The organism is Niastella vici (assembly GCF_002077945.1).
GTDB classification, from domain to species: domain Bacteria; phylum Bacteroidota; class Bacteroidia; order Chitinophagales; family Chitinophagaceae; genus Niastella; species Niastella vici.
In genome coordinates, this window is record NZ_LVYD01000068.1 from 56911 (window position 1) to 78635 (window position 21725).

General features: G+C 44.3%; 24 protein-coding genes and 1 tRNA gene. 7 read left to right on the plus strand and 18 right to left on the minus strand.

Going from position 1 to position 21725, the window contains the following annotated elements:
- Position 1: 1 nt before the first annotated feature.
- The 5 genes from A3860_RS30345 to A3860_RS30365 form a co-directional block, all read right to left on the minus strand.
- Complete coding sequence (locus tag A3860_RS30345) at positions 2 to 988, minus strand: purple acid phosphatase family protein (RefSeq protein WP_081153777.1); 987 nt, start codon at positions 986 to 988, stop codon at positions 2 to 4.
- Between the two features lie 59 nt (positions 989 to 1047).
- Positions 1048 to 1740, minus strand: coding sequence for a GNAT family N-acetyltransferase (locus A3860_RS30350; RefSeq protein WP_081153779.1), 693 nt, complete (start codon positions 1738 to 1740; stop codon positions 1048 to 1050).
- A 78-nt stretch (positions 1741 to 1818) separates the two neighbouring features.
- Positions 1819 to 2400: a PhnA domain-containing protein gene (locus tag A3860_RS30355; protein WP_081153781.1), complete on the minus strand. Its 582-nt coding sequence runs from the start codon at positions 2398 to 2400 to the stop codon at positions 1819 to 1821.
- 35 nt (positions 2401 to 2435) lie between these two features.
- The gene (locus tag A3860_RS30360) at positions 2436 to 3923 is read right to left on the minus strand and encodes an NAD(P)H-hydrate dehydratase (protein ID WP_081153783.1); all 1488 of its coding nucleotides are present in this window, start codon (positions 3921 to 3923) and stop codon (positions 2436 to 2438) included.
- Positions 3924 to 3935: 12 nt separating this feature from the next.
- Positions 3936 to 5225, minus strand: coding sequence for a serine hydrolase domain-containing protein (locus tag A3860_RS30365; RefSeq protein ID WP_143774334.1), 1290 nt, complete (start codon positions 5223 to 5225; stop codon positions 3936 to 3938).
- Positions 5226 to 5392: 167 nt separating this feature from the next.
- Between A3860_RS30365 and serA the strand changes: the two genes are divergently transcribed.
- On the plus strand, positions 5393 to 6631 hold the full coding sequence (gene serA, locus A3860_RS30370; RefSeq protein WP_081153787.1) for a phosphoglycerate dehydrogenase: 1239 nt from the start codon (positions 5393 to 5395) through the stop codon (positions 6629 to 6631).
- A gap of 345 nt (positions 6632 to 6976) precedes the next feature.
- Complete coding sequence (locus A3860_RS30380; protein ID WP_081153791.1) at positions 6977 to 7390, plus strand: DoxX family protein; 414 nt, start codon at positions 6977 to 6979, stop codon at positions 7388 to 7390.
- Between the two features lie 138 nt (positions 7391 to 7528).
- Here the strand turns inward: A3860_RS30380 and A3860_RS30385 are convergent, their stop codons facing one another.
- Positions 7529 to 10150, minus strand: a complete 2622-nt coding sequence (locus A3860_RS30385) for a DUF5916 domain-containing protein (protein WP_216823544.1) — start codon at positions 10148 to 10150, stop codon at positions 7529 to 7531.
- 340 nt (positions 10151 to 10490) lie between these two features.
- On the opposite strand from A3860_RS30385, the gene A3860_RS30390 reads away from it, so the two are divergent.
- The gene (locus A3860_RS30390; RefSeq protein ID WP_081153795.1) at positions 10491 to 11606 is read left to right on the plus strand and encodes a Gfo/Idh/MocA family protein; all 1116 of its coding nucleotides are present in this window, start codon (positions 10491 to 10493) and stop codon (positions 11604 to 11606) included.
- Positions 11607 to 11958: 352 nt separating this feature from the next.
- Here the strand turns inward: A3860_RS30390 and A3860_RS30395 are convergent, their stop codons facing one another.
- Together A3860_RS30395 and A3860_RS30400 are read right to left on the minus strand one after the other, a co-directional pair.
- Complete coding sequence (locus A3860_RS30395) at positions 11959 to 12615, minus strand: YdeI/OmpD-associated family protein (RefSeq protein WP_081153797.1); 657 nt, start codon at positions 12613 to 12615, stop codon at positions 11959 to 11961.
- A gap of 69 nt (positions 12616 to 12684) precedes the next feature.
- Positions 12685 to 13071 carry a RidA family protein gene (locus A3860_RS30400; protein WP_081153799.1) on the minus strand — a complete coding sequence of 129 codons (387 nt, stop codon included), beginning with the start codon at positions 13069 to 13071 and terminating at the stop codon, positions 12685 to 12687.
- Between the two features lie 226 nt (positions 13072 to 13297).
- Here A3860_RS30400 and A3860_RS30410 point away from each other — a divergent pair.
- The 3 genes from A3860_RS30410 to A3860_RS30420 all read left to right on the plus strand — a co-directional run bounded on the left by A3860_RS30410 (position 13298) and on the right by A3860_RS30420 (position 14155).
- Positions 13298 to 13381: transfer RNA gene (locus A3860_RS30410), tRNA-Leu, on the plus strand.
- A 106-nt stretch (positions 13382 to 13487) separates the two neighbouring features.
- Positions 13488 to 13694 carry a hypothetical protein gene (locus A3860_RS30415; RefSeq protein ID WP_081153803.1) on the plus strand — a complete coding sequence of 69 codons (207 nt, stop codon included), beginning with the start codon at positions 13488 to 13490 and terminating at the stop codon, positions 13692 to 13694.
- Positions 13694 to 14155 carry a DUF6036 family nucleotidyltransferase gene (locus A3860_RS30420; RefSeq protein WP_081153805.1) on the plus strand — a complete coding sequence of 154 codons (462 nt, stop codon included), beginning with the start codon at positions 13694 to 13696 and terminating at the stop codon, positions 14153 to 14155. The genes A3860_RS30415 and A3860_RS30420 overlap by 1 nt, the downstream gene beginning before the upstream one ends.
- 106 nt (positions 14156 to 14261) lie before the next feature.
- Here A3860_RS30420 and A3860_RS30425 read toward each other — a convergent pair whose 3' ends face one another.
- The 10 genes from A3860_RS30425 to A3860_RS30465 all read right to left on the minus strand — a co-directional run bounded on the left by A3860_RS30425 (position 14262) and on the right by A3860_RS30465 (position 20627).
- The gene (locus A3860_RS30425) at positions 14262 to 14849 is read right to left on the minus strand and encodes a hypothetical protein (protein ID WP_158085413.1); all 588 of its coding nucleotides are present in this window, start codon (positions 14847 to 14849) and stop codon (positions 14262 to 14264) included.
- Between the two features lie 176 nt (positions 14850 to 15025).
- On the minus strand, positions 15026 to 16168 hold the full coding sequence (locus tag A3860_RS30430; protein ID WP_173820284.1) for an alpha/beta hydrolase: 1143 nt from the start codon (positions 16166 to 16168) through the stop codon (positions 15026 to 15028).
- A gap of 11 nt (positions 16169 to 16179) precedes the next feature.
- The gene (locus tag A3860_RS30435) at positions 16180 to 16767 is read right to left on the minus strand and encodes a DapH/DapD/GlmU-related protein (RefSeq protein WP_081153809.1); all 588 of its coding nucleotides are present in this window, start codon (positions 16765 to 16767) and stop codon (positions 16180 to 16182) included.
- 203 nt (positions 16768 to 16970) lie between these two features.
- A complete protein-coding gene (locus A3860_RS42380) occupies positions 16971 to 17111 on the minus strand; it encodes a DUF2255 family protein (RefSeq protein ID WP_143774335.1) in 141 nt (46 codons plus the stop codon).
- A 21-nt stretch (positions 17112 to 17132) separates the two neighbouring features.
- A complete protein-coding gene (locus tag A3860_RS30440; RefSeq protein ID WP_081153811.1) occupies positions 17133 to 17396 on the minus strand; it encodes a muconolactone Delta-isomerase family protein in 264 nt (87 codons plus the stop codon).
- A 56-nt stretch (positions 17397 to 17452) separates the two neighbouring features.
- Entirely contained in the window at positions 17453 to 18148 is a 696-nt protein-coding gene (locus A3860_RS30445) for a type 1 glutamine amidotransferase domain-containing protein (RefSeq protein WP_081153813.1), read from the minus strand.
- A gap of 101 nt (positions 18149 to 18249) precedes the next feature.
- A complete protein-coding gene (locus A3860_RS30450; RefSeq protein ID WP_081153815.1) occupies positions 18250 to 18510 on the minus strand; it encodes a hypothetical protein in 261 nt (86 codons plus the stop codon).
- A 55-nt stretch (positions 18511 to 18565) separates the two neighbouring features.
- Complete coding sequence (locus A3860_RS30455) at positions 18566 to 19510, minus strand: aldo/keto reductase (RefSeq protein ID WP_081153817.1); 945 nt, start codon at positions 19508 to 19510, stop codon at positions 18566 to 18568.
- Between the two features lie 25 nt (positions 19511 to 19535).
- On the minus strand, positions 19536 to 20147 hold the full coding sequence (locus tag A3860_RS30460; RefSeq protein WP_081153819.1) for a flavodoxin family protein: 612 nt from the start codon (positions 20145 to 20147) through the stop codon (positions 19536 to 19538).
- A 45-nt stretch (positions 20148 to 20192) separates the two neighbouring features.
- Positions 20193 to 20627 (minus strand): MoaF-related domain-containing protein, encoded by a 435-nt coding sequence (locus A3860_RS30465; RefSeq protein WP_216823545.1) that lies wholly within the window; start codon positions 20625 to 20627, stop codon positions 20193 to 20195.
- 190 nt (positions 20628 to 20817) lie between these two features.
- Here A3860_RS30465 and A3860_RS30470 point away from each other — a divergent pair, with 190 nt between their 5' ends.
- On the plus strand, positions 20818 to 21720 hold the full coding sequence (locus A3860_RS30470) for a helix-turn-helix domain-containing protein (protein WP_081153823.1): 903 nt from the start codon (positions 20818 to 20820) through the stop codon (positions 21718 to 21720).
- Positions 21721 to 21725: the final 5 nt, after the last annotated feature.

The following is a 21725-nucleotide window of genomic DNA, read 5'->3' on the forward strand; positions in this document are numbered from 1 at the left end:
GTTATTTAACGATCATCAATGATTTAATGATCTCGTCCTTATAATTAATGAACTGAACGAGGATATTATCGCGGCTAACCGAGAAGGTGCAAAAGCCCTGTTGTGCCGCAATGAAATGGCTGCCGGTGGGCTTTACAAAGGCCGGTCTGGCCTCGGAACCCGCGCCTGAAATTACATAATGGGTGCGGCCTTCGGGTTTGTAATACTCGAGGTGGTGTTCGTGCCCGGCAATGTATACATCCACGTTATACTTTTTGAAAAGCGGTTCCAACAGGTCATGCATATTCTTTGTGTCGGGACTATTATACCGCCAGCCACCGGTGTAAACGGGATGATGCCCCACCACCATTTTCCATTTTACGGTATTGTCGTTTAACATGCTTTCGAGCCAGGCGATCTGCGCTTCGGCGCCGCCGGTCGGATATTTGGCAGAATCGAGGTTGCCGCCGCGCATTTTCTTTTCGAGCGGATCGGTATCGAGGAAAGCGATGAGCACGCCCAGCGAAGTATCGCCATTGATATAAAACTTTTTCGAATAGTAACGCGCGGGCATGGTCCAGCGGGAGCTGATCTTTGAATACTCTACCTGGGCCTGCGGGTTGCTGATATAATCGTGATTGCCGAGCACGGGATACCATTTAACATGGAGCGACTGTGCGCGGTAGATGGTTTCAAAAGAGCTGATCCAGTGATAATCCTGGGTGCTGTTAACGCCATAGGGATAAAAGTTATCGCCGGTGGCGATCACAAATTGAGCGTCGAGGTCATGTGCCGCTTTACCCATACCTGCTGCCACTTCTTTCTGGTAATTTTCTCCGTTGCGGCCCCAGTCGCCAAACACCACAAAATGCAGGGCATTGGGCAATTTCTTAAGATTGGGAATGGAACCGCCGCGATAACCCAGATCGCTGACCACCGGGGCCTGGGCGTTGGTTACAACAGTTACCATTAAAAGAGATACAAACAGCAGGAGTGTTTTGCGGATCATACCAGTTGAATATAGAGGTGATTAACAGAAAAATTCCGGTGCAAGATACAGGTTGCCTGTTACGAAACCATTAACTGCCAGAAAGGGATCAATCTTCTTTGTTTGAAACCCAGGTATTCATACAGCCTGATGGCCCGTTCGTTTGTTTGCAATACATGCAGAAAGGGAATAATGCCTGCTTCAAGGTTCGTATTGCAAAGATGGGCGATCAGGTATTGGGCATATTTACGACCGGTATAAGCGGGGTCGGTACAAATGGCGCTTATTTCAGTTAACCCCTCCAGCCGCATGCGTTCACCGGCGCAGGCAACCAGTTCATCCTGTTGCCAAATGCCAAAATAGTTGCCCAACTGCCAGGTTTCTTTTTCATAATAGCCCGGTTGTACTTTGTTGATGAGATTAAATAGGGGGGAGCTGTGCGATGCCTCTAGTTTTGTAATGGAAATGGCCGCTGGCGGTAGTTCAATTTTGTTTTGAAGGACCATTTGCACGCATGGCAATTCTTTGATAAGGCTAATGCCGGTGGGTAGGGGTGGTAATTCGCCAATAAGATAAAAGACCTCGCCCGGTTGAAGCCATTGCTGTAATGATGAAATACTTTCAGTATGACCCGGTTCGCAGGCTGCAAATGGCAAGATGCCACGTTGGTATCGTTTTACGTGTGGGGTGCCGGTTGCAAATTGTTGTTGAACACCGGTAAGCGCCCACCAGGCAGGATTATCCAGCTTTGAGAATGGATCACTGTTATGCATATGGCAATATAAGAAAACAGCTTCAGGCTACAAGCCGGAAGCTGCAAGTGTATATAATAACTAAATTATATTAATCCATTATGCCTGCTTTCTTACATACTTCGTAAGAATAACGATCACCTGGCCTTCAATTTTACCTTCGATCTGTTCGGTATTGTCTTCTACCAGTCTGATGTTTTTTACCACCGTACCCATTTTGGCGTTGAGGCTGGTTCCTTTTACATCCAGTGATTTGGTGAGAATGACAGTGTCGCCGTTTTGCAGCAGATTGCCATTGCTGTCTTTATGCAGCTCAACCGCATCGTCGTTATCATGATCGCCGGTTGCTTTGGCCCAGGCCAGGGTTTCCTCATCGAGGTACATCATATCGAGACTATCCATGGCCCAGCTTTCCTTCTTTAAGCGGTTCAGCATACGCCACGATACCACCTGTATACCCGGTACTTCGCTCCACATGGTTTCTGATAGAAAGGTCCAGTGGCCAGGATTCAGTTCGGCTTTTCTTTCAATTTGCGCCCGGCAGTTATCGCAGATGAGGATATTGTCATCGGCATTATTGCGAGGCGCGGGGGCTACTTCATAGATCTTTAATGTGCCGGCAGATTTGCACAGTTCACATTGGTTGTTGCTGCGTTGTTGTATTTGTTCTTCGAGTTTCATAAGTGGCGTTTAAAAACGGCGGCAAAGGTAAACTTTTATGTCAACGATTGATACGCCTGCCCCAAAAACTCAATAAGGTCGCTGGCAATGAGGGAAGGCTGGGAACTGTATGCCGCTGCCAGGTCGCCGCTACGGCCGTGCAGAAAAACCCCCGCCAGGGCTGCGTGCAGGGAAGAATATTTCTGCGCCAGCAAACCGGTGATAATGCCGGTAAGCACATCGCCGGTTCCCCCCGTAGCCATACCCGGGTTGCCCGAGCTGTTGAAATAGCCCCTGCCGTCGGGCGAAGCAATAAATGTATATCTGCCTTTTAAAACAATGTAGATATTATACTCGGCCGCTTTTTGCAACGCCAGTTGTATGCGATCGTAGTCATTGGCGGTTTTCCCAAACAACCGTTCAAACTCTTTGGGGTGGGGCGTTATTATAGAACCGGGTGGAATTTGCTTAAGCAGCGCTTTTTCCTGCCCAATCAAATTCAGCGCATCTGCATCGATGACCATTGGCCGGCGGTTCTGCTCAAAAACTGAATTTAACAGATCAAAGTTTTCCACATGCGTACCAAGGCCTGGTCCAACACCTATTGTATCATATTTTTCCAATTCATGTGGGGAATGATTTTCCCCGGTTCTACACATGGCCTCCGGCGCCGATACCTGCATAATAGTATAGCCCTGGGTGGGAATATGACAGGTGAGCTTGCCAACCCCGCTGCGTAAACAGGCGCGGGCGCAAAGCACGGCTGCCCCCATCATGCCGTAGCTGCCGGCAATAATGGCGGCATGGCCATAATCGCCTTTATGATCAAAAGGGTTGCGGGGCCTAATAATGGCGCTCACCATTGCCTGGTCAACCAGTTGAAAAGGCGCTGCCTGCTGTTCCAGAAAACCGGGTAGCAGGCCAATGTCAAGCAGGTGCACGTCGCCAATGCTTTCCGCATTTTCGGGCATCAGGAATGCCGGCTTAAAACACTGAAAACTAAGGGTGTGCCGGGCTTTTATTACAATATTACCTTTGGCGCTGTGGTCAACGTACAACCCGCTGGGGATGTCGATGGCGATCACTTCATTACCACTATTATTAATATGTTGAATAAGCTCGGCGGTAAGTCCGTCGGCCGGGCGGTTAATACCCGAACCCAATAAGGCGTCGATCACAACGTCCTGAGATGGAATGGGATGGATGGCTTCGTTTGAAGAAATAAACAAAATGGATGCGGCCGTCTCATGCAGCCGGGCAAGGTTGATCTGGAAGTCTTCCGTGCCTTTATGGCCAAATTCGAGAATGTATACGGTAACGGAATGATTGCTTTGGGCCAGCAGGCGGGCTATCACCAGGCCATCGCCGCCGTTGTTGCCTTTTCCGCAAAAAATGGAAAATGAGCGGCCTTTGTAATGGTGCTGCAACAGCCATTCATAACAGGCAGTGGCGGCCCGCTCCATAAGGTCGACAGAAGCGATGGGTTCATGGCGAATGGTGTATTCGTCCCAGGCTCTAATTTGTTCGGTAGCAAAAATTTGCATCCCGAAAATTAATTACTTTTTGGCTGTGGAGCGCCGGCTTGACGTTTTTCTTTTAAGGGCGGTGGTATGTGCACGGCGTTTGGGTTTTTCGGCCCGGGCAACGGGCGATGCGCCTGCCGCTGTGGGGTCTTCGTCGTCGTAGTGACCATTGTTCTGTAAATAATCACCGAAGATGTCGGCCAGTTCCTTCACCTTATATACATACCGGCAATCGTTATTGCAAAGGGCTATAACCGTGGCATTTTCATCGTTCATGCGATAGAAAGAAGTGCGGTTGCCATGCCACCAGCCGTTGTGGTAAACCAGTTTTTTTCCGTTCTTCAGCAGGTACATGCGCCAGCCCAGTCCGTAATTGTGGGTGCCGGGTTTTTCAAAGCTGTAACCGGCATAAGCCTGCTCCAGGGTAGACTTTTTAAAGAGCCCTTCATTTTTGAGGGCCTGGTCCCATTTCAACAGATCGCGAACAGTGCTGTACACATTTTTATCGCCATATACGGCATCGAGGAATTCAAAACGGTATTCGCGGTTGCTGTAATAGAAAGAAGGCTTGTAGCGGGCCGAATCGGCGAGGGTGAACACATAGCTGTCCTTCATCCCCAGCGGATCGAAAAATGTCTTTTTCAGATAGGTTGGGTAGGGTAATCCGCTTACCTTTTCTATAATAAGCGCCAAAAGCGCAAAGTTGGTATTGGAATAGCTGAAGCCGTGATTGGCGGCTGCAATAGGGATTTTCCTGTAATTGGCAATAAGGAAATCCAGTACATCCTGGTTACTGACCATCTTGTGTTTATCCCAGCCCATTTCACCCATATAATGATCGTACTTGGGAATGCCGCTGCGGTGGTTCAGCAACAGCCGTACGGTTACGTTTTCCAACGGAAAACCGGGTAAATATTTTGAAACGGGATCATCGATATTAAGCTTGCCTTCTTCCCACAATTTCAGGGTGGCCATACCGGTAAATGTCTTTGATACAGAGGCGAGATGGAAGGGGGTAGAAGGGGTGATAGAATCTTTCCTGGTGCGGGGATCAACGAAACCGTTGTAGGCCTCATAAACGATCTGTCCGTTCTTTGCTACCAGCACACTGCCATTGAACCTGGTTCTGCCCAGGGTTGAATCGAGATGATTGCTGACCATGCGTTTATAATAGCTCAGCTCATCGGGTGTAAGCGTGGCCGCCGCAGCGGGTGATGAAGAATCACCGGGGTTCATGGGTTCAGCCGTAACTTTCTTATTGTTAACCCTTGCACAACTCTCCAATGCCAGTAATATTAGCAATGACCAGACTAAGTTTTTCACCAGGACTTATTAATTTTTGGTTTCGGAATTTGCGAAGTTACAGAAATCGGCTCAGTAACAGGGTGTCAACTGCTATTTTCATGCCCGGTTTTCTGCAACTATGAACTATATTTGCAATCTTTTAACTAAGATAGCGAATAAGTAACGTAAAAGCAGTAGGATTCATTATGACCGACAAACAAATTACGAGTTATCCCAAGGAAAAGATAAATATTCTTCTACTTGAGAACATTTCTGACACGGCTGTAAAATTCTTTAAAGACAATGGTTACACATCCGTTAAAAAGGTAACGGGGGCATTAAGTGAAGAAGACCTGATCCGTGAAGTGAAGGACGTACATTTGCTGGGTATCAGATCCAAAACGCAAATAACGCCGCGTGTACTGGATGCTGCAAAGAAACTACAGGCCATTGGTTGTTTTTGTATTGGTGTAAACCAGGTTGATCTCAAATATGCTAAACAACAGGGTGTTGCGGTGTTCAATGCGCCGTATTCCAATACCCGTTCGGTAGCAGAGCTGGTGATAGGGTTATCAATATTGTTGATACGCCGTATCGTTGATAAGAACAAAGCGGCGCATGAGGGAACATGGTTAAAAGATGCGAAAGGAAGTTATGAGCTGCGCGGCAAAACCCTGGGCATTATCGGGTATGGAAATATCGGTACCCAGGTAAGCATACTGGCCGAAGCCATGGGGATGCACGTAATTTTTTATGATACCGTTACCAAGCTGCCACTGGGTAATGCCATTGCCAAGAAAACCCTGAAAGATGTGGTGAGCCAGGCCGATATCATAACGCTGCATGTGCCCGAAACCGCCGCCACCAAAAATATGATCAACAAGAATGTGATCAAGAATTTCAAGAAAGGTTCTATACTCATAAACTATGCCCGTGGCGAAGTGGTTGAGCTGGATGCGCTGGCCAAAGCGTTACAGGAAGGACAAATGAGCGGGGCTGCGGTTGACGTATACCCCTGGGAGCCTGAAAAGAACGGTGATAAGTTTACCACGCCTTTACAGGGTTTGCCTAATGTGATCCTTACGCCGCACATCGGGGGCTCTACCGAAGAAGCGCAACAGAACATTGGGGAAGATGTGAGCAATAAAATGTTCCAGTACCTCGAAATGGGCGGCAGCATTGGTTCGCACACCGTGCCACCTTTAAGCCTGCCCGCACAGGAAGGCGCCCACCGCATTCTGCATATTCACCGCAACGTACCAGGTGTGCTGTCGGCCATCAATACCACTTTGTCGAACAACAAGATCAACATTTTGGGACAATACCTGAAAACGAATGATGAAATAGGGTATGTGGTGCTGGACATTGACAAGAAGTTGTCGAATACAGCGGTGCAGTTGCTGAAGGAAGTGAAAGATACCATCAAGGTGCGGTTGTTGTATTAACGGTAATATCATTAATATAATGCGGATCGTTCTGTAAAGAGCGGTCCGCTTTTTTTTCTGTTACCGGTTGCCGGTTTCCAGGCGCCAGGCAAAAAAATTTGAGAACCAGATTATTTGCAGAATAATCGAAACTCAAGTCCTGGTAACCGGTACCCGGCAACTGGTAACTAATTCATGTCGCAAACAACCCCTTAAATTGTCAGTTACACACCCCGTTGAAGCTGTTTTTTGATCCTAGTTTTGTTATAACAAACAAGGCCGGTAGTACCAGCAACAATAAGCGAAAAGAGTACGAGGGCCGCTAATAAAAACAAAAAAAATTATTCAACGATTAAACTATTTGTTATGAAAAAGACTAACATTTTCTACTGGGTGTTCAACGGTTTATTTGCTTTTCTGATGCTGGGTTCTGCTATTCCCGATATCATGAGCCATCCCGTGGCTATACAGGGTATGCATGTAGAGCTGGGGTATCCGGTATTTTTTGTTCCTTTCATTGGCGTTGCAAAATTCCTGGGTGTGGTGGCTATATTAGTACCAGGTTTTCCCCGCCTGAAAGAATGGGCTTATGCCGGTTTGTTCTTTGACCTTATTGGCGCCACGTATTCCATTTTAGCCATTGGCAAACCCGACTGGATGTTTATGGTATTGCCACTGACATTGGCTATTGTATCGTATGTGTTTTATCAGAAGAGAAAAAAGTTACAGGCAGAAGTTGGCAGTATTCGCACGCCGGTATTGGCTGGTACCTCGTTTTAATTCAATTTCTGATTTTGAGATTTAGGGATTTTGAGATTTCATTTTGGTTCTGCCTTCTGACAAATCTCAAAATCCCGAAATCGCGAAATCCGCAATTGCCAGTTTTTAAACTGGCTTCTGTTTTCCATTTACACTTCTTTATTTCAAAAATCGGTAAGTCCACTTTACCAAAAAGATATTTCTCGCCGCATTATTATCAAATGCATTTGTGAACAGGCTCTTTGCAATGGGCACATTATTATCGAGGTCGGCCTCCGCATCGGGTGTATTGCTTTGCGACCACACCAGGTATATTTCAGAACCGTGTTTATATTCCCACCGCACCACAAAGTTTGACCTGAACTGTACAAAGTTGAAATCGGGTTTGTTGAAACTGTAATCAACGATGCCGTCCTTCTGTTCATCGACCCGGTATTCGCCGTTCACCTCAGTGATCTCGCCATTATTGAACACATGGAACCGGTCGTTGAGCTTATGTGCCAGCGGATTGGTGACATAGGCAAAATGACTGTATACGGGCCGGGAAATGTAGGGTTGTCCGTAATATTGTAAAGTAAGATCGGGTGTAATGTTATAGGTTAAGCGGCCCACAAACCGTAACGTGTTTTGTTTTACTTCGCTCACAATGGTGCGGGTGGTATTGCCATAGGAAACATTGCTTACAAACTGGTCCTGTTTGCGCCAGGAATAGGCATAGCTGGCACTCAGGCTAACGCGCAAGGCATTGATGGGCTGAAAATATAACGTGAGATCTGTATTGTTGTTTTTCATCGTGTGCTGAAATCCCCAGAACGTGGTGTTATTAAAGCTTACGTAAAATTTTTTGCGGTAATCGCTGGTGACAAAAAAATTATACGAGATGCCGGGCAGGCGGCGAATGGCCGAGGCGCCGCGTAAGGCATTGTTTGAAATGCCGAACACGGCCCAGGTAGTGCCGGTACCAACCTGGTAATTGTTCTTTAAAGTGGCGTTGGTATTAAAGTTAAATGCCTGGTATATGAATTTACCACCGTAATCCCACCGCGACCAATGGTTGTAGTTCAACCGTGCAGTACGAAAGAACAGGAACGATTTGGGCCAATGAAAACCGGCCCAGGTAAAATGATTGATCTCATTTGCCGTGAGCATAAAGCCAATGTCGTTCAGCTCCAGCTCTGGTGAGCGAAGCGTTACGCCGGTCTCGAATTTGAACAACCGGCCAAACCGGCCGGCTCCGTTACCACCTGCTTTCCCCAGGCGTATGGTGGCGCCTGTACCGGTGAGTGCTGTGCGGTTACTGTCAACCGATACCTCAGTGGCCCCGGGTCGTTGAAACAGGTGTTCAAAAGCCGTTTGTGTATTGAGGATGGCCGTTTTGCTGCCCTGTACCTGGCTGAACACCATATTGCCACGAATGTACCAGGTGCGGTTCTTCCAGGTGTGAATGAAATCCAGTCCGCCCGAATACGCGTTGCGATGCAGCAGGTCATTCAACCCATTGTCGCGGTTTACGGCTGTGAAGATGCCACCGAAGACGGTCTTTCCGCCATTAATGTCTTTTTGCAAACGGCCTACAAAATAGCTGGTGAGCGGTTCTACCAGTTCTTTTCTTTTTTCGCCATTGTTATCGATGGAGGCCATTTCTTTTTGGGTAACGCTTTCGAGTACCCCAATGCTCAGGCCCTTGCGGGTCTTTCCACTGAATTTGGCCGCGCCGAGGATGGAAGTGTTCTGCGGCATTTTCACGTATTCATTATCTGTTACATTTGGGTAGCCGTGGGGTGAGCTGCCGATGCGGCGGCTATAGAAAAGCAGGTCTGAATCATAATCGCCACCAGCCTCGGAACCGGTGAGCTGGTAATCGAAGATGTTGCGGCTTTCCATAAAGAACGGCCGGCGTTCTTCAAAGAAGTTCTGAAAGCCATCGATGCGCACCTGCGAAGGGTCGGCTTCTACCTGGCCGAAATCGGGGTTCACGGTGAAATCAAGGATGAGGTCATTGGTAACGGCATACTTGCCATCGAGGCCGCCGTTTAGTTTGGTATCGAGTCCTTTGGCGAAGGGGTTGCCGGCTTCTTTTTTGTATTTGTCGGTTTGGAAGGTTACGTAGGGGGCTATTTCAACCTGGCGATGTAAGGGAATATTTTTCAACCCCTTCAACTCCCCAAACGCGCTTACCCATACAGCTGAGCGCTGGGGAATAAATTGCCAGGTACTCATTTCTTCTTTCCTGAATAAGCGGCGGGTAACCTGTATGCCCCAGGTTTTATCGGCTTCATTACCATAACGGAGCTGGCTGAACGGGATCTTTACCTCGGCCGTCCAGCCGGTTTCATCAACATGAGTTTGGGCAAACCAGATGGGGTTCCAGTTCACATCCCAAAAGTCGCCATTGTTTGAAACAAATTCGTCGCCGCGTACGCCCGATGCCGATAGGGTGAAGGAGAAAGCGGTACGGTGGTCGTGATAGCTGTCGATATTTATTTCAACCCAGTCGCCGGGGAACTGGTCGCGGCGGTCCATTCGTTTTATTATGGAATCGGGATATTTATCTATACAGTGGTAGGCGATGTACAAATATTTTTCGTCGTACAGGATCTTGAACCGGGTGGGTTGGCCGGGGGCCTTGCCTTCGTTGGGTTTCCACTGGGTAAAATCACCGGTCCAGTCAATAGCATTCCATGCTTCTTCATTGGGAATACCATCTAACGTAATGGCGCCTTGTATATGCTTGGTAGTATAGGATCTTTTTACAACCGTTGTATCGGAGGATTGACTCATGGCGGTTGTTGTGACTGATAGAAAGATTAGCGCTAGCAGGAAGCTCCGGTTCATATCTCAATTGTACTAATTCTTACATTTTTCTCCGAGTTAAAGTATAACAGCGGTAATTTCCCTAAAATGGGTTTTTTGACAATTAATACTGTGCGTGAAGCGGATAGAAGCCCGGTATATTTTATAAAAAATGATTATTTCAGGGATGAGCGGAAAGCGCAGCCAGCAATAACGATACAAAGGCGCAGGCAATGGTAAGTATTCATTACCATTGGTAAAAAGGTTGGTATATTAAATGCAGTGTTGATAAAGCAATGTTGCTTATTTTTAATAAAACTTGCCTTGTATGAATTCCCGTCGAAACTTTCTGCAAAAACTGGTGGCTTCGGCCATTGCCTTTCCATTAATACCTGCCGATGCTTATACATTGAATGAAAAGAAGGAGGACCCTGCCTGGGATGGCCCGCCATTACGGGTGGCTATTATGGGATTGGGAAGTTATGGCACCCGGGTGGCGGAAGCCATGCGTGATTGCAAACGGGCCCGGCTAACCGGGGTTATCAGCGGTACGCCGGCCAAGATCACCAACTGGCAATCGAAGTACAATATACCGGCCGCCAACTGTTACAATTACGAGAATTTCGATCGCATTAAGGATAATCATGACATCGATGCGGTATATGTGATAACGCCCAATGCCCTGCATCATGATCAGGTGATACGGGTGGCAAAAGCAGGTAAGCATGTTATTTGTGAAAAGCCGATGGCGGTGAATGCAAAGGAAGGGCAGGAGATGGTGGATGCCTGTAAAAAAGCCAATGTAAAATTGCTGGTAGGGTACCGGATGCATTTTGAACCCAAGACGCTTGAGATCATTCGGATGCGCAAGGAAGGGGAGTTGGGAAAGATCGGTTTCTTTCAGGGGTTGAGCGGGTTCACTATTGGCGATCCCACGCAATGGCGGTTGAACAAGGCTTTGTCGGGCGGTGGCGCCATGATGGATATTGGTATTTATTCAATTAATGGTGCGCGTTATATGGTGGGGGAGGAACCGGTTTGGGTAACGGCGCAGGAAACAAAGACCAATCCGGAAAAATTTAAACCCGGGGTTGATGAAACCATCCAGTTTCAGCTGGGTTTCCCCAGTGGGGCGGTGGCTTCCTGTTTATCGACTTACAGTATGAACAACCTGGACCGCTTTTTTCTCGATGGTGAGAAAGGTTGGGCCGAGTTGTGGCCGGCTACGGGTTATGGGCCAATAAAAGGGCGAACGAACAAAGGGGAATTAACGCAACCACATATGACGCACCAGACGGTGCAAATGGATGAAATGGCGGCGATCATTCAGGAAGGCAAACAACCCGTGGTACCGGTTGATGGGGACGAAGCGGTGCGCGACCTGAAGATCATCGATGCAATTTATGAGGCGGTGCGTACGGGAAAGAAGGTGGAGTTGAAATAACTGCAATATGTATTTGTTTCGAGGTTAAAAGAAAATTCATATCGTTTTCCGTTAGGGTAAAAAGATTCTGATTTACCAATAAATACGCGTAGTTTCAAACTTATCATGTTTTTGGCGGATTCCGAAAAGCCAGTAACAGAGTAGGGTAAACCTTAAAAAACAATTCTATGGATTACATGATTGGTATTATCATTGAAATTTTTGTAGATGGCATTGGTACATCACCTTCACGCCCTGGCATAGGGGCGTAAGCTATCAAAAACGTGCCACGGGTTCCCGGGCGTTCGTGTGCCGCTGAAGTTTTAGCGGAGGCGCAAGGCGAAGGATTAACCGTGGCACGTTTAGCGCTGTTTTATAAATTTCGCGGATTCTTCCATCCTTTATTTAATCTATCGAGACTATCTTTCACTCTTTGTTCCCTGGTTTCGGCGCGTTTGGCGGTGACCACCCATTCTACATATTCTTTCTTATTGGTAAAGGACAGTGACTCGAAGAAGGAGCTGGCCTTTTTGTTTTTGACCAGAACCGCTGTCAGGTCATCGGGCAGGCGCACGATCTTTTTTGCCGGGTCAATGTAGTCGAGAATGGGGCGTTCTTTGGGTGGGGCCGGTTTCTTTGCGTCGGCTGCGGTTTTCATGCGAAAAGCAAAAGCCGACCAGGTATCATCGAAGGAGACCAGGCTGATCCAATGGAACTCCTCATGTTTCAGGAGATTGTCCCACCCCTTATCACGCGTGAGGTCGGTTTGGATGGAGGAGGAGCCTTTGGGGTAATAGCACCAGCAAAGCACGTCACCGGTTACCAGGGGCAGTACTTTGGGCAGTTCTTTATCGAGCTGGGCTTTATTGAGCACGAACCAGTGGAGCTGCTGGAAATTTTTACCGCTGGAGGTTATGGATACCTCATTTGGCAGGGGGCCGAGGTGCTTTTTAAAGTTAGCCGGCGCATTGAAGGTGCGCAGGGTAAAGCCGGGTTTTATTTTGAACTTTTGGGCAATGGAAGTAGCCATGGTGCGGGTTTGAGGCTAAGATACCAAAACCCCTGTTGATCCATTTATTGAAAGTTGCGAAGTGGGGCTTTATTTGGCCGCCACGGCTTCAATTTCCAATTTCCACTTTTTCTCGAGTAACTGGCAACAAATTACGGTACGGGCAGGGGCATGGCTGCCGAGGTATTTCTGCAGGATCTTTACATTGGCTTCGTCAAAGGACGGGTGGGCCAGGTAAAACCGGAGGGAGACAATGTTTTGGTAACTCATACCAGCCGAGGCGAGGAGGGCGCCCATATGTTGCCAGATAAGATCGGCCTGGTCTTCGAATGAATTCGGCATATCAATACCATTGGGCAGGTAGCCATTGAGGCCGCTGAGGAATAAAAGGTTTGAATTGGCTTTTACTTCAACGGCGTGGCTGTAGTTGCGATAAGGCGGAAAAAGATTTTCCGGATTGTGTAACAGGATGCTCATGGGAAGTAAATTATCATTTATAAAGGTTCTTTCCAAAAAGGGGAGTGCCAGGCGGGTGTGGGCTGCTGATAGTCAGTTTTTTCTGATAAAATTTTTGTCAATTTTTTGGCTGTTTAAGATTTACGGTTATCTTTGCAACCCGAATTTAAAAAGACACACCGCTGAAAAGCGGGAAGGTTCGGGAAATCAACAAGTTCTTTTCTAATTTTTACAATAGATCTGAAATGCCCAGGTGGCGAAATTGGTAGACGCACTGTGTTCAGGTCGCAGCGCTCGCAAGGGTGTGCTGGTTCGAATCCAGTCCTGGGCACTTAATTAAGAAGCCTCTCGAATGTCGAGGGGCTTTTTTCGTTAAATTAATCTCAATCTCTTCGCGGAAACCTCCATAGTTTGTACATTTAAAAACAACAGAATTTATGGCAGACTATAAATTTGACAGAAATGCTTTTCGGATACAGACTTTTGGCGAAGCGGATGCATCGAATAAATTCAGCAAAGACACTCCATATGCTGAACGATTACGTCAAGCTTATTATCTTATTTCACAAGCCTACGGTTTCAGTATGTCGAATCAGCCTAGATTGGATAAGAGTTTTTTTTCGATTAGAAAAATGAACAATTAATGGGCAACGTTTTTAATGATGATTTTCGGGATTTTATTCGAGCCTTGAATAACCATAATGTAGAATATATTCTGGTCGGGGGTTATGCAGTAATTCTGCACGGATACAGAAGGGTCACTGGCGATATGGATATTTGGGTAAACCGTACTAAAGAAAATTATTATAAACTGGCAAGAGCCTTTCATGAATTCCGCTTGCCTCTTTTTGATATGACCGAAGAAAAGTTTTTAGATGTAAATAGTGCAGATGTTTTTTCTTATGGCAGACCTCCTGTGAGTATTGATATAATTACAGAACTAAAAGGCGTTGAATTCAATTATGCATTTTCTCAAGCTCAATTATTTGAAGAAGAAGGTTTAAAAATCAGATTTATACATTTAAACAACCTCATAGAGGCAAAAAAAGCAGCTGGTCGACATAAAGACCTTGATGATATTGAGAAATTGACTTCCGACGAATAACAACGAAGGCAGTTTCTAATGATGATCTGAAAAAAAAGCACGATTTAAAAAATGGGTTTATAATAAAGAGTTATTTATCGTATACTATAATTTATTGGATCTTGTTTTATGTAAATAAATTGGGTTCCGAGTTGTTTCTTTTTCGATACCGTCTTAGAGATAAGCCTTCTTCCCCTGGTTTCTCGTAAAATCTGTCAATTGCATTGCAGGCTGGATTTCCGTCATTACCAAAAAAATGTACAAAAGTATTTTTATGCAGTTCGTTCAATGATTTGGCAAAGACTTCTTCGAAAAACTCTAAATTATTGGTGATTTCTTCTTTAGTAACGCAAGTGCAGTCATATAAAACAGAATCGCTTTTTTTTCTATTCTTCTTCTTAACCATGTATAAATCTTCAAGCAACTCAACTTTAAATTCATATTTTTTGTTGCTATGTGGTATTTTAAAGTAAAGAAATGAACCTCTGCTTAAAATTTTTTCAGACTTTTCAATCTTTGAATCGTTAGCTATCTCAGTAGATTTCTGTTTGCTATCTTTTTGTTCAACAGGCCAAGTGCCTGCTGGTTGTGCCTCAATGAAACAGTTTTCTTCAGCTTCAATACGAATTTGAGCACCTTCCTGCAATTCTATTCGTTGCCCATTCGGGTTGTCGTAAAAATGCCCATTTTTATAAATTAAAATTTTGGTTTTCATTGCGAGTTTAATTTTACAGTATACAATATAAAAAAATATTGCATTACGTTCATCAGCCAGCGATATTGCTACTCCACTCAATTTCATTCCGAATGAACTTTATTATTGATCAGGGATGGATTCAGTTTAGGGTTTACTCAATACAAAAAAATAGGGATATAGTAGGTTGACCTAAATCAAGAAATCTGTAAAGTAGAAATATTTGATTGACTCGCTTTTAGGTACTTGTTGAAAAAAGCTTCCAGCTTATCAAATGGTATCAGGTTAACCTTGTCGTATAAATCGCAATGGGTTGCTCCTGGCACAATCACCAGTTCCTTTGGCTCGGCAGCCATCTTATAAGCATCTTCTGAATAGTAACGGGAATGTGCTTTCTCCCCCGCAACCAGCATAATAGGACGAGGCGAAATCATTTCAATATTTGTCATCATCGGGAAACTGAAAAAAGACATTGGTGTTGTAGCCGTCCAGGCAGAAGTAGAGTTGATTGACCTTGGGTGGTAACCACGTTTTGTCTTGTAATAACTATAGAAATCTGCAAGAATTGGGTTCGGATTCTGTGGCAGTTTTTCAGGCATTAAATGGTCGCCTTTTACAATATTGCCCTTTTCGTCTAAAGGAATTTCATGCAACCCCAATGAATATTTTCCGTTTTCTGCATCAATCCATCGTTGTTGACTCAAATAATCAATCAGTTTATGGCGTTGTTCCTTTGTGTAATAATCTTTATAACCCTTGCTTATACTTCGCGACATATCATACATGGAAGCTGTGGCTATGGCTTTGATCCGGGAATCACTGGCTGCTGCTGTCAATGCCATGCCACCCAGGCCGCAAATAGCCATCACGCCTATCCGGTTGCGGTCAACTATAGGTAGCAGTCCAATGTAATCGACTGCCGCACTAAAGTCTTCGGTGAAGATATCCGGTGAAGCTACATTGCGAACATCCCCGCCACTTTCACCTGTGAACGAAGGGTCAAAAGCCAATGTTACAAACCCCCTGGAGGCCAATTCATTTGCATACAATCCTGAAGATTGCTCTTTTACCGCACCGAAAGGACCACTCAATACCAAAGCGGCATATTTTTTAGTCTTGTCAATGTTTTTGGGGATATATAGATTTGCGGCAATGGTAATTCCGTACCTGTTTTTGTAATGAACATTTTCCTTTGTTACCTTATCGCTTAGTGTAAAGGTTAAATATTCTTTGTTTTCTTCTTGTACCATTTTTTCTGTTTTTTGAGTGTTTGGATTTTCATTACAAGCCAGTCCCAATATTATCAGGAATGCAGCTATAAAGCTCTTATTAAAATTCATTTTGATTTTGTTTAATGGATTGATTTGATGATTTTGGCAGGAACGCCACCAACAATTGTATTAGCTGGAACATCAGTTGTTACTACTGCTCCAGCTGCAACGACCGCGTTTTCACCTATTGTTATTCCAGGCAATATGGTAGCTGCTGCACCGACCCATGCTTTTCTTTTTATGAGGATGGGCTTACAGATGAGTGCTCTTCTGTCGGCCGGATCTAATGGGTGATTTTCGGTTACGAGATTAACTCTTGGTCCTAATAGCACTTCATCCTCTATTGTAATTCCCCCCATGTCCAGAAATGAGCATGCATGGTTAATAAATACATTTTTGCCAATCTGTGTAAACCGGCCAAAGTTGGTGTAGAACGGAGCAAACACAACGGTGCTTTCATCAATTTGCTGGCCGGTTATATTGCTTAACTGCTGCCTTATCTGGTCAACGTTGGTAGAAGTGTTGAGGCTGGCAGATAGCGCTATTGTACGGTTCACCACCTCCAGCACTTTGAAATATTGGGGGTCATCCAGCCGGATGGGTTCTCCAGCCTTCATTCTATCAAAAATGTCCCGGTCAGATTGATGGGTTGTATCCTTGTTTTTCATGTTCTTTCGGTTTAATATTCACTTATTCAAAGGTCTTTCATATCTTCCAATGCCTTGTAAAAACTATCAAACCAATTATTAAGAATTTCAAACAATTGTAGCGAAGCAAGTAAAGGTTGTTCTGGTTACGCTCTTAAAGTAGTTATTAAAACGGGTAGGATATATAAAGTCAAAAGGGTATTAAGTCCTTGCAATCGCCAAATCTATTTTAGTATAATATTTATTGTAGCAGCGCGAGTATGCTTACTGATCATTGGTGACCAATAAGGGCTCTCTCTGTATTTTTTCTTATACACCTCATCAATCAATTTGTTTATATCACCTTCTACCGGTGAGAATGAAATTTCGCCATTTCAAAGGAACATCTAAAATTGCATCTCTGTAGATGAATAAACAACGTTGTCAAAGTATTTAAACATCGGCAATGTCGAAATTAATTCTTTAACTCTCGCTTCATCAGTATCTTTAAATACCAGAAAAGCGCCTGTATTGTCATCTTTAACATAAAGATGCTCCAGAATTCCTTGTTCTTTCCATTGACCAACCACAGCAAATTCTTTAGGCATAAGCTCTTGTAAGTTAGTAATTTTGTTAAGATAATTGATGATGTTAACTTGTACTCTTTTCATTTTTTGATTTTTTAATTATTATTACTTAAATGTTGCGCTGTTGGAATGACTAATGACTAATGACTCAATAACATTTTGGCTACTGCTTCGCCAACACCTGCAGCCGATGCAGGATTTTGGCCCGTTACCAACCGGCCATCTACCACAACATTTTTAGTCCAGTTGGGTGCTGCCTGATGCGTAGCGCCGTGATTGATCAATGCGGTTTCCAACAAAAATGGAACAATATCTGTAGCCTGCACTTCCGCTTCTTCATTGTTCGTAAATGCCGCCAGCTTTTTACCTGCAATCAAATAGGAACCGTCACTGAGTTTTACATTCACTAAAGAAGCCGGACCATGACATACAGCAGAAACAACTCCACCTGCTTCATAAATCTCACGGGTTACTTTTTGTATTCCTTTGCTATCTGCAAAATCCCACATCGTGCCGTGACCACCTGCATAAAATACAGCCGAATATTTTGCTGTCTCTACTTTCTCCATACTCAGTGTATTCTTTAGGGCTGCCTGAAATTTTGGGTCATTCCAATAGCGCGCATTAATCGGATCTTTCATGTCCATACTCACCTGGTCAACGGGTGGTTCGCCCCCCTTTACAGAAGCCAGTTCGTATTGTAGTCCGGCTTTTTCCAGTTGTTCCAATGCGTGCGTCAACTCGCTCAACCAAAAGCCTGTAGGTTGACCGCTTTTGCCTTTTACACTATTGCTCGTAACTACACACAGTACTGTTTTTGTTGTTTGCTGATTCATTGATTTTTCATTTTGTTAATGCATGGTCGTAAATGCGACCGGAAATAGTAAAAACAGCCGTTCCTTATAAATAAATGCTGTTTGTGTACGGCTACTTTATTTTAGTATAGCTTATCTGCAATAATGTAGTCGATCTCGAAATATTTAAATAGGGGGAATGAAGTAGCTATTTTTTGGGCTCTTGCTTCGTCAACGTCCTTAAAAACTAATACAGCGCCCATCCTGTTATCTTTTAAGAATAAATGTTCTAAAACGCCCTCTTGCTTCAACTCTTCTCCTCTCGCAAATTCTTTCGGAAGTAATACATCAATGTTAGGGACTTTGTCGAGTTCGCAAGTAATGTTTAAAATAATCCGGTTCATTTTTTTAATTTTAAATTGGTAGTATGAATGGGTATTTCTTCTGATTTTCTCCCTTTTATACCATCGCCTTTTCCCAGGAACCACGGGTGTCAACTCCGGCTTTGGCAGCAAGGCTCTCTATACTTTTTATCTCCTGCGGAGACAATTTAATTTTGGAGACCATTACAGCATCTTCTACTTGCGACACTTTTGTTACTCCTATTATAGGTAGTGTTTTTTTAGCAATGGCCCATGCCATGGCAACTTGGGCAACTGAAGCATTTTTACTCTCACCAATCGCTTTCATCGCATTGGTTAGCTCTTCCAGTTGGGGGAGTACCTTATTATAGCTGTTAGCTCTTCCACTACCTTCCGGCAACGGATTTTGACTATTGTATTTTCCGGTTAAGGCCCCCTGCTCTAAAACCATATATGCGAAGAAGGTGATATCGTTCACGCTGCAGTAATCAATAATGCCTGTTTCTTCGGATGAACGGTATAATAGGCTGTAATGGTTTTGAACAGCGGAAATCTTAAATCCTTCTTTTGCCAAAATGCTATTTGCCTGTTTGATTTGATCAAGATTGTGGTTGGATACGCCGACCTGCTTTATTTTTCCACTTTTCAACAATGGTATTAGTTGAGGTGTCCATTTTTCAACATCATGCGGATTGTGTATCCAGTAGATGTCTATATAATTTGTTCCGAGGCGTTTGAGACTTTCATTCAACATTTTCTCAACAGGGTTTGCTGAATTATCCGCAATCTGTGGAGTGAATTTGGTAGATAAAATGATCTGTTGACGAGGATACCGCTTAACAAATTCTCCAAGAATAGTCTCTGAAGAACCCATTCCGTAAACAGCTGCGGTGTCCCAAAGGTTAAGCCCTGCTTTCTGGGCTTCATCAAAAACAGGCTTTAAATTTTCTGCTGTAAGGTTGTTTCCAAAAACCTGATCGCCACCCGCTGCGCCAATGCCCCATGACCAGGTGCCCAATGCTATTGATGGTAGATTATTCATGATTTTATTTTTCTTTAGTCCAGTTTTAAACGAGTTGCTTAGCCTTGCTATCTGAACCTGGTAGTTTTTCTGACCGGTTAGTTAAACGCGAAGTAATTTCTGCGACTCTCTTTCCCAGGTATTCTGCTGTTTTAAGATCGCTTCCACCGGGTGTAATTTCCGGACTGGCATTATCCGATTGTGCCATAGCCCCCAGCCAACTTCCTAACCGATTTAAATTTTTTGTAGTCGCTGTACTGTTTGGATCAGCAGGATGCAAATCAAGTCCTACCCATATCATTCCATGCTGCGCAGCAAACAAAGCTATAGACATCAACGAGTTTAACTTGTCTCCATTCTGCGCCCCTGAATTGCTGAATCCTGCGGCAATCTTGTTGCGCCACTTTAATTCCGTCCAGGCAGTACGGGTTGAGTCCTCAAAAAACTGTTTGAGCCTTGCGCTAATAAGGCCGTTGTAAGTAGGCGATCCGAAGATGATAGCATCACTTTTTTCCAGGGCTTCCCAAGGGATGTTTTTTTCTGACACCGGAATAAGAGTTACCTCTGCTCCACTTACCTGACGTGCGCCTTTCGCTACAGCTTCTGCCTGCTTTGCAGTGTGACCATAACCGCTGTCATAAACAATTGAGACGATCATTTTTTTTGAATTTTTAATTACGTTTTTTTGAAGATTACCTGTTTATTATTTTACCTCGAAACTGCCTTCCAGAAATAGTGATGACCTTTGTCCCCTGTCACTTTTTTCATCAAACCGGCTTGTGAAGGCTGTGGCCGTTCCTTTTTTAAGATCAAGTATCTGGCTAACAGTCAGGCCGCTTTTTTCAATCCAGTTAATAAAGTACAGGCTGTCATTTATTTTTTTGTAGCTTATATGCTCATCTTCCTGGGTTGCAGTTCCATTGGCATCAGTATATTTCCAGTGAAGGGTGGTATCTGAAAGAAAATTCTCTTCTACCTTTACTCCTCCCGGAAATGCAATAAAGCCAGTCTTTCCAATAATTTCAGTAGGTGCAACAAGAGTATCCTTCCCGGTGGGTGCAGTATTACCTGTATTGTTGGTGTGGCAGGCAGCTATAAGTAGCATTATAGTTATGGCTGCTGCTATAAATTTTGGCATTGTTTTCATTCTATTTCTACTTTTTATATTATTTGTTATATCCTCTTTTTTTACTGTACAAAGATATCCCGGGCGACCCGGCCATTTATAACCCCGTTTCCGGGTTTAATTACCAGTTTTACTGATTTGACAGTCGCTACGGATCAGTACACCCGGGAAATGTTATCTTTGACCAGGTAAATGCATTAACATGAAAAAAGTGATTAACATACATACTGTTAACCAATACAATGAAATGTTTGGGGCTGAAACCTTCCATCCGCTGGTGAGCGTCATTGACTTTTCAAAAACATATACCCTGCTACCTGCCGGACAAGCCATTACTTACGACTTATACATTGTATTTTTTAAGACTGAGAAACCCTGTTCTTTGCGATACGGAAGAAGCAATTATGATTACCAGGCAGGCACATTGGTATTTATTGCACCCGGCCAGGTCCTGACCGTTGAAGACATTGATGGAAAGGATTACCAGCCAAAAGGTCATGCCCTTTTGTTTCATGCCGATCTATTACGCGGCACCTCGCTTGCCCGGTCAATGAAAGATTACAACTTCTTTTCTTACGACGTGCATGAGGCGCTGCATCTTTCCGATCAGGAAAGAGAAATTGTGTTTGAGTGCTTCCGAAAGATTGATTATGAGATAAAACATGCTATCGATAAGCATAGCAAAAAACTCATTGTATCAAATCTTGAATTGTTCCTAAACTATTGTGTGCGATTTTATGACCGTCAATTTATTACCAGAGACCATGCGAATGCGGGTATCGTTGAAAAATTCGAGGGGCTGTTGAATGAATATTTCAATTCGGATAAACTACAAACGGATGGCGTTCCTTCGGTTGCCTTTTTTGCCAACGACCTGCATCTTTCTGCCAACTATTTTGGCGATCTTATTAAAAAAGAAACCGGCAAAACAGCATTGGATCATATACAAGCCAAGGTAATAGAAGTGGCAAAGGAAAAAATATTCACTCCCGACAAGTCGATCAATGACGTTGCTTATGAATTAGGCTTTAAATATCCGCAGCACTTTATTCGCTTCTTTAAGCAACAGGTAGGCCATACCCCAAAGGAATACCGAAGCTTATGAAATCA